General features: G+C 55.5%; 13 protein-coding genes. 5 read left to right on the forward strand and 8 right to left on the reverse strand.

Annotation, left to right across the window (positions count from 1 at the left end):
• Positions 1 to 4: 4 nt before the first annotated feature.
• Both KIH26_RS13625 and KIH26_RS13630 read right to left on the reverse strand, forming a co-directional pair.
• Positions 5 to 763, reverse strand: a complete 759-nt coding sequence (locus KIH26_RS13625; protein WP_213446163.1) for a DUF1365 domain-containing protein — start codon at positions 761 to 763, stop codon at positions 5 to 7.
• Entirely contained in the window at positions 760 to 2,058 is a 1,299-nt protein-coding gene (locus KIH26_RS13630) for an NAD(P)/FAD-dependent oxidoreductase (RefSeq protein ID WP_213446165.1), read from the reverse strand. Before KIH26_RS13630 ends, KIH26_RS13625 begins: the two co-directional genes overlap by 4 nt.
• A gap of 751 nt (positions 2,059 to 2,809) precedes the next feature.
• On the opposite strand from KIH26_RS13630, the gene KIH26_RS13635 reads away from it, so the two are divergent.
• From KIH26_RS13635 to rfaE2, 3 genes are all read left to right on the forward strand, one after another.
• A complete protein-coding gene (locus KIH26_RS13635) occupies positions 2,810 to 3,739 on the forward strand; it encodes a MerR family transcriptional regulator (protein WP_213446167.1) in 930 nt (309 codons plus the stop codon).
• Between the two features lie 89 nt (positions 3,740 to 3,828).
• On the forward strand, positions 3,829 to 4,719 hold the full coding sequence (locus KIH26_RS13640) for a ferritin family protein (RefSeq protein WP_213446169.1): 891 nt from the start codon (positions 3,829 to 3,831) through the stop codon (positions 4,717 to 4,719).
• On the forward strand, positions 4,719 to 5,219 hold the full coding sequence (gene rfaE2, locus KIH26_RS13645) for a D-glycero-beta-D-manno-heptose 1-phosphate adenylyltransferase (protein WP_213446171.1): 501 nt from the start codon (positions 4,719 to 4,721) through the stop codon (positions 5,217 to 5,219). Before KIH26_RS13640 ends, rfaE2 begins: the two co-directional genes overlap by 1 nt.
• On the opposite strand, the gene rrtA is transcribed toward rfaE2, so the two are convergent.
• The 5 genes from rrtA to KIH26_RS13670 are packed head-to-tail and all read right to left on the reverse strand — an operon-like array spanning position 5,177 to position 12,270.
• Positions 5,177 to 5,788: a rhombosortase gene (rrtA, locus tag KIH26_RS13650; RefSeq protein WP_213446173.1), complete on the reverse strand. Its 612-nt coding sequence runs from the start codon at positions 5,786 to 5,788 to the stop codon at positions 5,177 to 5,179. The genes rfaE2 and rrtA overlap by 43 nt on opposite strands.
• A gap of 7 nt (positions 5,789 to 5,795) precedes the next feature.
• The gene (locus KIH26_RS13655; RefSeq protein WP_213446175.1) at positions 5,796 to 8,951 is read right to left on the reverse strand and encodes an efflux RND transporter permease subunit; all 3,156 of its coding nucleotides are present in this window, start codon (positions 8,949 to 8,951) and stop codon (positions 5,796 to 5,798) included.
• Positions 8,952 to 8,971: 20 nt separating this feature from the next.
• Positions 8,972 to 10,078: an efflux RND transporter periplasmic adaptor subunit gene (locus KIH26_RS13660; protein WP_213446177.1), complete on the reverse strand. Its 1,107-nt coding sequence runs from the start codon at positions 10,076 to 10,078 to the stop codon at positions 8,972 to 8,974.
• Positions 10,079 to 10,107: 29 nt separating this feature from the next.
• Positions 10,108 to 11,571 carry an efflux transporter outer membrane subunit gene (locus KIH26_RS13665; protein WP_213446179.1) on the reverse strand — a complete coding sequence of 488 codons (1,464 nt, stop codon included), beginning with the start codon at positions 11,569 to 11,571 and terminating at the stop codon, positions 10,108 to 10,110.
• A gap of 12 nt (positions 11,572 to 11,583) precedes the next feature.
• A complete protein-coding gene (locus KIH26_RS13670) occupies positions 11,584 to 12,270 on the reverse strand; it encodes a CerR family C-terminal domain-containing protein (protein WP_213446181.1) in 687 nt (228 codons plus the stop codon).
• Positions 12,271 to 12,354: 84 nt separating this feature from the next.
• On the opposite strand from KIH26_RS13670, the gene KIH26_RS13675 reads away from it, so the two are divergent.
• Positions 12,355 to 13,071, forward strand: a complete 717-nt coding sequence (locus tag KIH26_RS13675) for a 5'-methylthioadenosine/adenosylhomocysteine nucleosidase (RefSeq protein WP_213446183.1) — start codon at positions 12,355 to 12,357, stop codon at positions 13,069 to 13,071.
• Positions 13,072 to 13,137: 66 nt separating this feature from the next.
• Here KIH26_RS13675 and KIH26_RS13680 read toward each other — a convergent pair whose 3' ends face one another.
• Positions 13,138 to 13,629 (reverse strand): glutathione peroxidase, encoded by a 492-nt coding sequence (locus tag KIH26_RS13680; protein WP_213446185.1) that lies wholly within the window; start codon positions 13,627 to 13,629, stop codon positions 13,138 to 13,140.
• 234 nt (positions 13,630 to 13,863) lie between these two features.
• Between KIH26_RS13680 and KIH26_RS13685 the strand changes: the two genes are divergently transcribed.
• Entirely contained in the window at positions 13,864 to 14,901 is a 1,038-nt protein-coding gene (locus KIH26_RS13685) for a response regulator transcription factor (protein WP_213446187.1), read from the forward strand.
• Positions 14,902 to 14,913 lie beyond the last annotated feature (12 nt).

Here is a 14,913-nt window from a genome sequence, read left to right on the forward strand (position 1 = left end):
AGTTTTAACGGGTCACCAAAACTGCAGGTGGCTTGGGCTTGGAAAAGAAGGGGACGCGCTTGAGAAACAGCTTCAAGGCTTGCCAATGTATTCTTGCGATCACACCCAGCGTCATTGCCCCGTAGGAAAGCAATGCTTTGCGAATCGCTTGGCTATTCAGTGCCTGCAAATCGCCGCTGACAGATGTGTTGATCAATGCGCCGTTCGCATCGTCATAATCAATACGAGCGACAGTTCGCGCATTTTTTGCTGTGGTCATGAAGCGAAAGCGGTATTGCCCCTCGACATTGCAAAACGGCGAAACATGAAAAACCTTGGTGGCTTTCATTTCGTGACCGTATTTTGCGTGATCAAGCAAATACACATGGCGCTCACCAAAGGTGTTGTTCACCTCCACCACCACGGCTCGCAAACTGCCATCCTCACGATGACAGTACCAGAAGCTTACGGGCTTGAAGCTATAGCCGAATACGCGCGGATAGCAATGAAGCCAAGCCTCACCTTTAGCATCGTCAATGCCTTCACTTTTTAGCAAGTCGTCGATCCATTGCATGGCATCGGCTCGGCCATCACCATGGTCTTTATCATGGAAACTGATTGCTGCGGCGCGGTTACGCGCAAGCTCACCTGCGCCATGCAGCCCCAAGCTTCGCATCGGCAGCATCAAAAAATAGGTTGGATAAGCAAAGGCATTTCGCGCGGGGCGCAGGCGCGTATGACGAACTGCGCCAAAGCCCATCATGGCTACCGGCGCGGCGCTCATGCGGCTGCTCCATGAATTTGCTTGAGGATGGCGCGAGCTGCTGCCAAGCCAGACATCAAGCCATCTTCATGAAAGCCATAGCGCGTCCATGCGCCACAAAACCAAGCGTGATTGGCGCCGTTGATTTCATGCAAACGCGCTTGCGCGCGGGTAGCTGCCAGATCCATCACCGGATGCGCGTATTCAAATACACCATGGATGTGACTACGCGCTATCTCTTGTGTCGGATTCAGACTCACCACCACAGCTTGCTGAAATGGAATCGGTTGGAGTTTGTTGATGAGGTAGTGCAGACACACACGGCTGCCTTCTTGCGATGAGTTGCCACGCACATAGTTCCACGCACTCCATGCGAGCTTCGATTTTGGCAACACACTCGCATCGGTATGCAACACGACTTGGTTGGGCTGTGTTCTGAACTCACCCAATATCTCACGCTCTTGCGCTCCTGCGTCGCGCAACATGGCCAATGCCTGCGGTGCGTGCGTGGCGAAAATCACGCGGTCAAAGCGTTCTGCTTGGCCTTGAGTCACAACGCGCACGCCATCGCCATCTCGTTCGACCAACTGCACCGGCGTGTTCAATCGTTTATCGGCAATCTTGTCTGTGATGGCTTTGACATAGTTGCGCGATCCACCTGTGACCGTCCACCATTTAGGGCGATTGTTGACCTGCATCAAACCATGGTTGTGGCAGAAGCGGATCATGGTGGAGACAGGAAATTGCAGCATCTGTTCTGTGGGGCAACTCCAGATACAGCCGAGCATAGGCAGCAGATACCAATCGCGCACGTCTTGACCGAAGCGGTGCTCTGCTAGAAAGACAGACAATGGCTGAGCCAATTGCGCTTCTGTTCCGGCAACAGCGATTTGCGTGCACAGCTTGTTCAGGCGCAGCAATTCCAGCAGCATTTTCAGAAAGCGCGGACGAAACAAGTTGCCACGTTGTGCAAATACCGTGTTGAGATTGGCACCGCCCCACTCTAGGGCTCGCTCGCCATCGCGGCCTTGCACAGAAAAACTCATATCTGTCACTGTGGTGTGTGTACCCAATTGCTCAAACAATGCAATCAAGTTCGGATAGGTGCGCTCGTTGTAAACCAGAAAGCCGGTGTCAATGCCATGTGTTCGCTCACCATGCGGCGTGGGCAAACTGATGTCAACAGTGTTGGAGTGGCCACCGAAATAACTGCCCGCTTCAAAGAGCGTGATTTGGGCACTGCCCTGCAAAGCATGAGCCGCTCCGAGACCCGTGATGCCCGAGCCAATGATGGCGATTTTTCGTGGAGCCGTCATCACGCGTTCCCGTGATGACTGGCGGAAGAGAAAATTGCTGCGAGGCGCCCTGAGACGAAGTAGGGAGGGAGGGAGGAGGAGGAGAAGCGTCTCAGGATTTCAACCGAGCTAAAAGCTCTCGGAAGACCTCGCAGCAAGAAAAAGGGGGGATACAGAGAAATCAACTTCCCATAGCCGAGCTTCAGTTGCCAAGGCAGACAACTTGCGGCAGTGGGGTTGATATGAAGCACTCAGCATCTCCGAAACTCTAATAGCTAAATTGTGACTGATCAGTATTAATTTTCAACTACCCAGACTAATATCCTTCTATTTCTGAAGGCTATTGACTGCTCAAAATGAAAAAAGGCTACTACGACTCGAACGGCTGATGGTGACTGCACAGCCGAGGGCATCTTCTCTGGGGTTTCTGTTGTACTTCTATGCTGACAACCCAAGACGAATACCTTGTAATTCGTTATGACAATGATGCACTTGGAATTGTCTTTTGTCTAGGACACAAATACTCTAAAAACATAGTGTTTACCCTAGTTTTTACTTTGATTTATCTCGCAAGCATGCCCAAATTCAGCCTATTTGATACATCGCCCTGCAAGCAGCAAGGATGAAGGCGCATCACAGTTAGGCAAAAACCACGAAATGCCCGATACTCTTGTTCAGGACAAAGATGCAATCTGCTCACCAGATTGCAACCATAAACAGGCAGTACCCCAGCGTTGTCCCGCTTGGCGTTGTTTTTTGGAGTTAGCTCAACGTGAATGATCGGGCAGCAGTTCGCCCCATTACCGTGTCTATCGCCGCTGTAGAGCGAGACACTGGTTTGTCGAAAGACACTTTACGCGTCTGGGAGCGGCGCTATGGTTTTCCGATGCCGCTGCGCGACACCTATGGCGAGCGCGCTTATTCATTGGATCAGGTTGAAAAACTGCGTGTGATCAAGCGTTTGCTCGATAACGGGCACCGGCCTGGTCGCGTGGTGGCTATGAGCATTGAAGAGCTTCAGAGTATTGGGGAGAGCTTATCGGCAGCGCCCCAACGCATTACTCAAGCTGACAAAACGGATCTGCGCGAATATTTGGCTTTGATCAAATCGCATGATGTCGATGGCCTGCGCCGCTTGCTAGGCCAATCTCTGATGCGCATGGGCATAGGCAGCTTTGTCTGCAATGTCGTTGCGCCACTGAACACCACGGTAGGTGACGCTTGGATGCGCGGTCAGATTGAGGTGTTTGAAGAGCATATGTACACCGAAAGTGTCAACATGGTTCTGCGAAGCGCGATTGGCGCTGCACCCGATTCTGCGCAGCTGGCCAGCCCACGCGTGCTGCTCACGACTTTCCCTCAAGAGCCTCATGGCATGGGTCTGCTCATGGCTGAAGCCATGCTGTCTCTGGAAGCTTGCCGCTGTGTCTCCCTGGGTACCCAAACACCGATTTGGGATATCGTGCTGGCAGCCACGGCTCACAAAGCTGATATCGTGGCCCTGAGCTTCACAGCAAGCCAGAACCCCAATTACGTGGTCAACGGTTTGGAAGAGCTGCGCAGCAAACTGGGCACAGGCATCGAGATTTGGGCGGGCGGCAGTTGCCCCATCATCCATCGCCGCAGTATTGAAGGCGTTAAGCCCATCGCGGCTTTGCAAGACATCGCTGCTCAAGTGGCGAATTGGCGAAGCCAACACTGATTCGCTGTCGTTTCTGGGGTCATGCCTGGCTGGCTTCAAATTGTCATGGAGGCCAGCTAAAATTCTTAGCTTGTTGACAAGGTGCTGCAATGCTCTACCCTGAATTATTCAAACAGCTCGAATCCGTCCGTTGGGATATGGACAAAGATATCCCTTGGCACGCCTTTGAAGGCACCAAGCTTTCCGATGAGCAAGCTCAGACGATCAAGATGAATGCGATTACCGAGTGGGCTGCGCTGCCTGCCACGGAAATGTTTTTGCGCGACAACCGCGATGATTCTGATTTCTCGGCCTTCATGTCGATTTGGTTTTTTGAAGAGCAAAAGCATTCGCTGGTGCTGATGGAATACTTGAAGCGCTTCCGCCCCGATCTCGCACCCACCGAGCAAGAGTTGCACGATATACGCTTTGAATTTGAGCCAGCTCCTGCGCTAGAAACTCTCATGCTGCATTTCTGCGGCGAGATTCGCCTGAACCATTGGTATCGCCGCGCCAGCGAATGGCATACAGAGCCGGTCATCAAGCACATCTACACCACACTCAGCCAAGACGAAGCGCGACATGGCGGCGCTTACCTGCGCTACATGAAGCGCGCGATTGGCAAGTTTGGCGATGAGGCCAAATCCGCATTCACCAAAGTCGGCGTGCTGATGGCTAGCGCGCGCCGCACGGCGCAAGCTCTGCACCCTACAAACTTGCATGTGAACAAAGCGCTCTTCCCGCGCGACACAATTCAAAGCCGCCTGCCCAATCCCGAGTGGCTGGAGCACTGGCTGGATAAGCAAATCAATTTTGATGCGGTGTGGGAGACCAAAGTGGTCGAGCGCATTTTGCACAACATGAGCTTGCTGATGGAGCGCAGCTTCGTCACAGCATCTGAGCTCAATCGTTACCGCAAAGAGTTGGCGCAAAGCTTGGCTGCCAAAGCAGAAGGTTTGGCTCTGCCGCAAATCATTCCAGCAGCACCTAAGCTCGCATAATGACAGCGCCTGCGGCGAAGTCGATTGCTTCAAAAATAATAGCACCTCGCGCAGATTCTGCGCCGGCGATTGAGGGATTTGGTTTAAAAAAACCAGTGGTTTTCACGAATGGGGTGTTTGATGTCTTGCATCGTGGCCATGTGAGCTACTTAGAGGCTGCGCGCGCTTTGGGCGGCAGCTTGATCGTGGGCTTGAACACCGATGCATCGGCCAAGCGACTTGGAAAAGGCCCTGATCGGCCGCTCAACAAACAGGACGATCGTGCTCATGTGATCGCAGCGCTCGCCAGCGTGGATGCGGTGGTGTTTTTTGATGAAGACACACCCTATGAACTGATCGAAGCCATACGCCCCGATATCATCGTCAAAGGTGGCGATTACGACATGAGCCAATTGCCTGAAGCACAACTGGTGCAAAGCTGGGGCGGTCAAGCCATGGCATTGCAGTTTGTGGATGGCTACTCCACCACAGCCTTGGTGAAAAAGATCCGCGCGAGCTGAATTGCTGCTACGGCAAACATGCCCGCCACCACGCCCGTCAGGTGTGCTGCCTGGACCACGGAGAAGCCCCAACTCGCATCCATGCGCAACGGCTGCTCCCACGGCATCTCCCAAATCATCTTGGCAAACAGCACCGCTGTGAGCGGGAATGCGAGCATGTGGCACCTACGATTCACTATTAAATTTATAGCACTTCGCGCAACAATGACGCCGGCGAGAGCATGATTTAAGCCTGAAAATCCAGCATAAAACTGGATCTGAGGCCACAGCAGCAAACTCATATGCAGCAGTGGCCACGCCAGTAGGAGTGCGAGCGCGTCCACGCGCTGCATGCCAATGAGTTGTCCCAGTACGCCCAGGCCAAGTAAAGCCAGCAGGTTCACCAGCAAATGCACATCGCTCAAGTGCGTGAGACTGGCCGTCCACAGCGTCCAGGGTTGGGAAACCCAAGTATCAGCCTGCCAACGCATCGCGATTTGCACATCTGTGGGCAGCAACCAAACGGCGATGCACAGCGCAGCAAGTGTGGCGCACAAGCCGCTCCAGGCAAAGGCTTGGAGCGGGCGCATACCGAAATCAGCGACCCGAAGGCAATTCAACGGGCTGCTGTGCTGCGCCCTGCGCAGAACCACGGCGCTTGAACTTGCGCCACCAGCCACCAGCCATACCTTCTTTGAAATCATCGACAAAGGTGAACACTGCGGGAATCACCAAGAGCGAGAGAAAGGTGCTGGTGATCAGACCACCGATCACGGCCACGCCCATGGGGGAGCGGAAGCTGCCATCTGCTGCGCCCCAGCTCATGGCAATCGGCGTCATGCCTGCGCCCATGGCAATGGTGGTCATCACAATCGGGCGTACTCGTTTGTGGCAGGCATCGAGCAAAGCTTCGGTGCGGCTCATGGGGGCTTGCGCAGGCTGCGTGTCAGTTGCTGGTTTGCCGCGTCGCGCTTCAATCGCATACTCCACCAAGAGAATCGAGTTCTTCGTCGCCACACCCATCAGCATGATCAAGCCAATCAGCGACGGCATGGAGAAGCTCTTATCGGCCACCAGTAGAGCCACGAAGGCGCCACCGAGAGAGAGTGGGAGCGCCACCAAAATCGTCATCGGGTGCAAGAAATCTTTGAAGAGCAGCACGAGCACGATGTAAATGCAAAGCACGGCAGTGAGCATGGCTAAGCCGAAGCTGGCGAAGAGTTCGCCCATCACCTCGGCATCACCAATCACCACTTGCTTCACACCCGCAGGCAAGTTTTGAATCGCAGGCAGCTTGTCGACAGCAGCCGTGACTTCACCCAAAGGCAAGCCAGACAATTCCACCTCAAACTGCACGTTGCGAGCGCGGTTGAAGCGATCAATCACGGCTGGGCCGCCTGAGAGTTCAATCGTGGCCACTTGACTGAGCATCACCGGGCCGCGTGCGCCTGGCACCATCAGACGCTCAATGGCGCTTAAGTTGTCGCGCGCATCGTCGGACAAGCGTACGACGATAGGAATTTGGCGCTGCGCCAGATTGAGCTTAGGCAATGAAGAATCGTAATCGCCCACGGTGGCAATTCGCAAGGTTTCGCCAATGGCCGCACTCGTGACACCCAAGTCGGCCATGCGTGCGAAATCTGGGCGCACGGTTAGCTCCGGCCGCACCAAGGAGGCGCTCGATGCGACAGAGCCCAGGCCGGGAATCGTGCGCAAATCGCGCTCCACGGCCGCAGCGGCAGCGGCCAAAGCCAGTGGATCATCGCCCTGCAAGGCCAGGATGTATTTCTCACCTGAGCCGCCCAAGCCGACTTTGCTGCGCACGCCAGGCAATTCTTCCAGGGCTTTGCGGATGTTGTTTTCAATGCCTTGCTTGCGCGGGCGTGTGCCGCGCTCGGCCAGCAAAATTGTGAGTGTGGCTTTGCGTGCTTCTGCCGCGCCGCCGGGTGCAAACGGATCACTGCCCGCCGCGCCGCCACCAATCGTGGTGTACACCGATTTCACATGCTCAACTTTGCTCACGAGCAAGCGCGCCGCTTCTGCAGCCACTTTCGTCTCGGCGAGTTTGGTGCCCGGTGGAAGCTCTAAGTTCACTTGTGTCTGTGAGTTGTCATCGGGTGGGATGAAGCCTGTGGGTAACAATGGAATCAAAAACAGCGAGCCGACAAAGAAAGCTATCGCGGCTACCACGGTGATCAGGCGATGCTTCAAACACCAGCGGCTCACATTCATGTACCAAGTCATGAGCGCGCCATCTTTTTCTACATGACCGTCTTTGATCGGCTTGAGCAGATAGGCCGCCATCATGGGTGTGAGCATGCGCGCGACCACGAGCGAGGCGAACACCGCGAGCGCCGCCGTCCAGCCAAATTGCTTGAAGAATTTGCCCACGATGCCGCTCATGAAGGCGGTGGGCAAAAACACCGCGATCAAAGTGAAAGTGATCGCAATCACGGCCACGCCAATCTCATCTGCAGCTTCCATCGCTGCCTGGTAGGGTGTTTTGCCCATGCGCAAATGGCGCACGATATTCTCCACTTCCACAATCGCATCGTCCACCAAAATGCCGATGACGAGTGAGAGTGCGAGCAGGGTGACGACGTTGATGGAGAAGCCCAAGTAATTCATGCCGATAAAGGCAGGAATTACCGATAAAGGCAAAGCCACCGCAGAGACGAAGGTGGCTCGCCAATCGCGCAAGAACAGCAGCACCACCAGCACGGCCAGCGCAGCACCTTCAGCCAGCAAGGTGAGCGATGCCGAATATTCTTCTTCCACTGGCGTCACAAAGTCAAACGCCTCCGTGAGCTGCATATCGGGGCGGGCGAGCTTGATCTCCTCCAAAGCCTTGCGCACGCCACGGCCTGCATCGACCTCGCTCGCGCCTTTGCTGCGTGCAATTTCAAAGCCCACCACGGGCACGCCATTGAGCAAAGCGCTAGAGCGTTGCTCGGCAATCGTGTCTTTGACTTCGGCGATTTGATCGAGGCGGATTTTTTGCCCGTTGGCGCCAAGAGAAAGTTCAATCGCTGCGATTTCTGCAGCAGATTTCACCGTGGCCAGGGTGCGCACGGGCTGCTCGCTCGTGCCCAAGTTCGTACGACCACCGGCGGTTTCCATTTGCACATCACGCAGCTGGCGCGAGACCGCTGCCGCACTTACGCCCAGCGATTGCATCTTGGCTGTATCGAGTGTGATGCGCACCTCGCGGTTCACGCCGCCCACACGGTTGACTGAGCCCACGCCGGGAACTGCCAACAAGCGGCGCGTGAGCGTGTCGTCCACAAACCAGCTCAATGCCTCATCGTCCATCGAGGGAATGCGAATCGTGTAAGCCAGCACGGGGCCGCCCGAAATATTGACCTTGCTCACAATTGGATCGCGCAAGTCAGCAGGTAAATCGGCTCGCACCTGTTGCACAGCAGAGCGGGTTTCGTCCAGCGCTTCTTGCGTAGATTTTTCGATGCGGAATTCAGCGGTGATCGTGACCACACCATCTTGCACTTTGGTGTAGATATTCTTCAAGCCTGCCAAAGCTGCAATCGAATTTTCAATCTTGCGCGCCACCTCGGTTTCAAGCTGAGCGGGCGAGCCGCCGGGCAAGCTGGCGGTGATGATGATGTTGGGCACATCCAAATCAGGAAAGTTTTGCACTTTCATGTTTTGATAGCCCAGCGTGCCGGCAAAGCACAGCATCACGAAAAACATGATGGCGGCAATCGGGTTGCGTATGCACCAAGCGGAAACGTTCATGGTTGATCCTTCGATTGCTTTTACTTCGCCACGACTTTGACGGTATCGCCATCAGCCAAGAAGGCTGCGCCCGATGCCACGAACCTCTCGCCGGCTTTCGCGCCCGAGAGGATTTCCACGGCATCGCCGCTGCGCTTGCCGGTTTGCAACTTGACCTGCGTGATCTTGTTGCTTGGCTCAATGCGCATGGCGTAAGTGAAGCCATCACGCAACACCAAAGCTTGCTGAGGTAAGGTCAATGCATTTTGTGTACCGAGGTTAAAGTCGCCCTTGGCATACATGCCGGCTTTGATATCTGCGTGCTGTGGAATATCCACATACACGAACGCATTGCGTGTGACGGGATCGACTGTGGGAGCAACCATGCGCACCTTGCCATTCACAGTCGCGCCGCTGGCTGCAGTGACGCTCACGGCAGCCCCTGGCTTGATCTTGGCAATCTCGCTGCTGGTGACTTCCGCGCGCCACTCCAAACGGCCTTGTCGCACCATACGAAAGAGCTCGGCACCTGCGCCCACCACGGAGCCGACGGTGGCATTGCGGGCGGAGATGATGCCGTTATCAGGCGCGGTGAGTTGCGCATTGTTGCGGCGCACTTGTGCGGCGGCAAGCATGGCTTTGGCAGCTTGCACACGGGCTTTGGCTGTGGCCTCGGCAGTGTTGAACTGCGCGATTTGCTGGGCAGATAAAGCGCCCGTGTCTTTGAGCGTGGCGGCGCGCTGCGCATCCGCACTCGCAGCGGCTGCGCTGGCTTCAGCTTCCGCCAATGTGGCCTGCGCTTGCAGAAGATCGGCTTGCACCGTCTCGGCTGAGAAGGTGGCCAGCACTTGGCCTTTGCGCACCACATCGCCCACGTTCACGCGCACATCATTGAGCTTGAGGCCATTGACTTCTGCGCCAATACTCGCTTCTTGCCATGCGGCCACCGAACCATTGGCACTGAGCTTGATAGCCAAAGCGCCGCTGCTGGGGCTGATGCTGCTCACACTGAGCGCAGCCTTGGCAGCAGGCGCAGCTGCTGGCGCATTCTGCGCTTGAGTTTTTGAAGAAAACAGGCCGATTGCCGGTAAGGAGATTGCGCCGATAGCTATCAAAATAATAGTAAGTGGCTTTTTGGAGAAAGTCATGATGTGGGTCCGTCGGTATGTGGGTGAACTTATTTGGCGGGTGTGTTCAGGGCTGCGTTGATGGGTGCATCGGCCGTCCATCCACCGCCTGTGGCGCGGTAGAGGCTGATCCAAGCGGCGATGCGATCGCGCTCGACGGCCAGTTGGTTTTGTTGGGCGAAGAGGGCCGTGCGGCGCGCATCCTCTAGCTCGACCAAGCTGGCCAATCCAGCGCGGTAGCGTGATTGCGTCGCGGCCAGGGATGCTGTGTAGCCTTCGGCAGCGGCTTTGGTTTGCGTGCCGCGTTGAGCTGCGGCATTGAGTTGCACGAGCGCTGTTTCCACTTCGCTCACCGCTTGGCGCGAGCGCGCCTGCAGGTTGATCACGGCTTCGTTGTAAGCGGCCACGGCCGCTTCGGTGTTGCTGCGTGTGGAGGCCTGATTCGTCAGTGGCAGATTCAATGCAATCGGGCCAATGCCCCAGGTGAGGCCCTCACTCGTCATGCCCATTTGGCGCACGCTGCCTGCACCGATGTTGCCATTCAAACTCAGCGATGGATAGCGGCGTGCATCCGCAGTGCGGATATCAAGCGCGGCGGCAGTCACGGCTTGCTGAGCGGCTGCAATATCAGGGCGCTGAGCCAGCAGCTGAGCAGGCACTTGTGTAACAGCATTTGCTATAGAAAACATAGCTGCCTGCGCAGATATCTTGCCGGCCGCAGCCGAATTAGCCTTTAATTTCTCACGCAACGTGGGCTCAGCCATGCCGCTGAGTGCTACCAGCGACTTGATCTGCGCATCGCATTGCGCCTGCGTGGCTGTGACGGAGCTGCCGGCATCCAAGCTGCTGGCTCGCGCCAGTTGAGCAACCGCAGGCGCCGAGAACCCGGCCTTGGCCGTGAGCTCAGCCAAGCGTGCCGTCTCGTTGCGCGATTCGGCATCGCGTAGCGTCAGGGCAAGCAGATTTTCACAGTAACGGTAGCCTGTGTAGGCACTGGCCATCTCAGCCGCAACGGCCACTCGCGCCTCATGCCACGATAGCTCTGCACCGCGCGCGCGCAGCTGAGCAGCGCTCAAGGTGGCCTGATTCGCACCCCATAAATCCAGCTCCCATGAGGCCTGCACACCAACAGATAGGCTGGTGGCTGGCGGCGCTTTGGGCTGCTGCACGCCCCGGCTGCCCTGCGCATTCAAGTTCAAGCTTGGCGTGATGGCATCGTCAGCACGCGCGATACCTGTGCGGGCTTGCGCGATGCGCGTGAGCGCTGCAGCGAGATTGGCATTGCCAGTTTGCGCAGCTTGCATGAGCTCATCGAACACCGGATCGCCCAGTTGTGTCCACCAGTTACTCAGCTGTACTGTGCTGCCGTTGTGCGGCAGGGGAGCTTGCCAGGCTGAGGCCGCGCGGATTTGCGCGTCGCTTTGCACCTGCGCGGCTTCGGGCATTTTCACGGCGCTGCCGCATGCTGCCAAGAGCGGCACGCAGAGCGCGATGAGATTTAATTTCAAATTCATTTCGTCGTTCCTTTAATTCGCTGATGCCGCTGGGGGCAGCATGTGTCGGCGTTGCTGTTCGGCATTCACCAAGGCCGTGGCGTATTGCACGAGGCGCTCGCCCATCACATCCAGTGCCTGCGTGCTGTCCATCAAGCCTGGCCGCACCGCTTGCAACACCTCACGTCCCATGTACAAAAAAACCGCCTGCGCCACAATGCAGATCGCTAAGCGGTGTACATCATCGTCTTCTTGTGTGATCTGCAGATGACGGCACAGCACCTTCACCAAAGCTTGGTGATAAGGCGCAATGCCATGGTCAATCTCTTCTTTCCACAAGCCAGTCGGCTCCACCATCTCGCGCATGTGCAGCTTGGTGCACAGCTGCACCAATTCGCCTTGTTTGAGCGGCTCAATGAAGCCGGAATAAAGACCTTGCAAGGCTTGTTCCAAGGTCAGCTTCGGATCGTCAAACAGCTCAATATCGTCTTGCGGCTGCCCCATCGGCTCAATGAAGGCCGCACGGTAGATGCCGGCTTTATCGCCAAAGTAGTAGCGAATGGCCGCCACATTCGCTTTTGCAGAGTCGGCAATCATGCGAGTCGTCGTTTTGACAAACCCATGCTCGGCAAAACAGCGCAGCGCCGCATGCAGCAGGCATTGGCGCGATTCGTTGTGCTCTGGTTCAAGCTTGGTCGGAATACTAGGGTTTTGGAGCATGGGGCGCGATCATAATCGATTTAATCAAACGATTGATTAATAAATGTAAAGCCCGTTTCTTGGCAAGGGGATAAACTGCCCTTCATGACCACTGCCATCATCAGCGCCCTTCCCGAAGAACAAGCGGGCCTCCTTCAATTGCTATCAAATCATGAGCATCTTGCGCAGATTTCACGCCGTCTAGAGCTCGGTTTGATTCATAAAAAGCCAGTGATTCTGGCATTGGCGGGTGTGGGCAAAGTCGCGGCAGCCACTACTGCAACGATGCTGATTGAGCGGCATCAGGTGCAGCGCATCATTTTCACAGGGGTTGCAGGCGCAGTAGCCACTCACATCCAAGTTGGAGATGTGGTCTTGGGCAGCAGCTATTTGCAGCACGATATGGATGCCTCGCCACTCTTCCCGCGCTTTGAGGTTCCCTACACGGGCATCAGCAAATTTGAAGGCAATGCTGAGTTAATCACTATTATTTTAGAAGCACTCCGCGCAATCAATACGCCCGCGAACAGCCCCAAACCCTTCAAAATCCATGAAGGATTGATCATCAGCGGCGATCGCTTCGTCAGCAGCGCCTCAGAAGTGCAAACCCTGCGCAACGATCTGCCGGATGCGCTCTGTGTCGAAATGGAAGGCGCAGCGATTGCGCAGGTTTGCCACGACTACCGCATCCCGTTTGCAGCAGTGCGAAGCATCTCCGACAAGGCCGATGACAACGCGCATGTTGATTTCCCCAGCTTTGTACGCGAAGTAGCAGGGCCTTTGGCAGTGCAGCTAATGGATCGGCTGATGAGGCAGCTTTAAATGCATTTAATGCCGTTCGCCGGCATAGAATCTGCGCAGAATGCTACCAAATATATAGCAGACAACTCAAGCCAAAGCCGCCTCAATGTCTTTCACCAGACTTTGAGGCGTGTCTTGTGGGGCATAGCGTTTGATCACTTGCCCATCTCTGCCTACTAAAAATTTGGTGAAATTCCACTTGATCGCTTTGCTTCCCAATAAGCCAGGAGCTTCTTCGCTGAGCCATTTGAACAATGGTGTGGCATCGTCGCCATTCACATCCACTTTACCCATCAGCGGGAAGCTCACGCCGAAATTCATTTCGCAAAACGAGGCGATTTCTTCTTCATTGCCCGATTCTTGCGCGCCAAATTGATTGCAGGGAAAACCCAGCACCACCAAGCCTTGTGTTTCGTATTTTTCGTGCAAGGCCTGCAGACCTTTGTATTGAGGCGTGAAGCCACAGCTGCTCGCGGTGTTAACAATTAGCAACACCCGTCCGGCATATTTCTTCAACATGACCTTCTTGCCATGGATATCAAGAGCATGGAAGTCGTAGGCACTGGTGTTAGCTGGCATGATGATTTTCTCTAGAGATTTCAATGGATTATGCTCGTGGCCTTTGCACACTGCAGCAAGAGCCCCTCACAATGATCGATTTGTGTCGCTCTGCCCTAGGCAAAGTCAGTGTGTTTCTATAGAATAAACTGCTACTAATTTACTAACAATACTGTTCAAGCCTATGATTTTTCTGGATTTTTTCCCTTCAGCTTTGCTTGCCAAGGCTGATGCAGGCTTGCATGGAGACGCGCTATGAGTCAGCCACACAAAATCGTTCTGGTGGGCTTTTCATCTTTTGAAAAGGTCACGTTTGAATCCTTCTTCCGCTTGGCTGCCCGTCGCCCGCCAGGCTATCAATTGGTAGAAGACGCTGCGCAGGCTCATTTGGCTGTTGTGAATGCAGACGATGCGTCCGTCCTGCGCCAATGCATTGCCGCCAAGCCCGCTGCGCAAGTGCTCCTGATAGGCAGTCAAGATGGTGGCACGGGCTGGATACTGCAGCGTCGCCCACTCAATTTGATGAAGGTCTTGGCCACGGTAGAGAGCTTACTCGCGCCAGCAGCACCAGCTGCTGCAGCCACCGTGCCGGCAGATTTGACGGCGATGCGTGCTCCCAGCTCCTCTCCAATTACCGCACGCCCCGCTTCTCCAACGGCTTCAGCGGCAGTTGCACATAGCACGGCTGCGCCGAGTTCTTCGGCATCCTCTGCAAAAGGCCCCGATTCCACCCTACGCCGCTCTGTGCGCACGGGTGCAGGCGCATTGCCAAAGTTTGAGTCCTCGCGCGCTGATGACAACATGACCGGCTTAGGTGCAGCGAAGACCGTACCCCCAGACAGCGCCATGGATGTCGATCACATCTTGGTGGTGGACGACAGCGATATCGCGCTTAAATTCATGCGCAATCGTCTCTCGCGCTTTGGCTTCCACGCCGATTTGGTGAATTCAGGCGAAGAGGCCTTGGGCAAAATGAACACCCGCCCCTATAAATTCGTTTTCCTAGACGTGATGATGGAAGGCTTAGATGGTTATCAAACTTGCCGCGCCATCAAGCAGCGCAAGTATTCAGATGGCAAACCACCCGTGGTCGTCATGCTCACCAGCCGTGGCGGCACGATTGACAAAATTCGCGGCACACTCGCTGGCTGTGATGCTTACTTGACCAAGCCACTGAACGAACGCGATCTCATCGCTGTGCTTGCCAAGCATGATCGCAATGTCGCGCGCGGCTTCCAAGAAACCAACTTTGGCAACAACAGCGGGTCGGGGTTTTCACGGTCAGTCAAGTGAGTGAAAGAGGGG

The organism is Variovorax sp. PCZ-1 (assembly GCF_018413605.1).
Classification (GTDB): Bacteria; Pseudomonadota; Gammaproteobacteria; order Burkholderiales; family Burkholderiaceae_C; genus JANMDU01.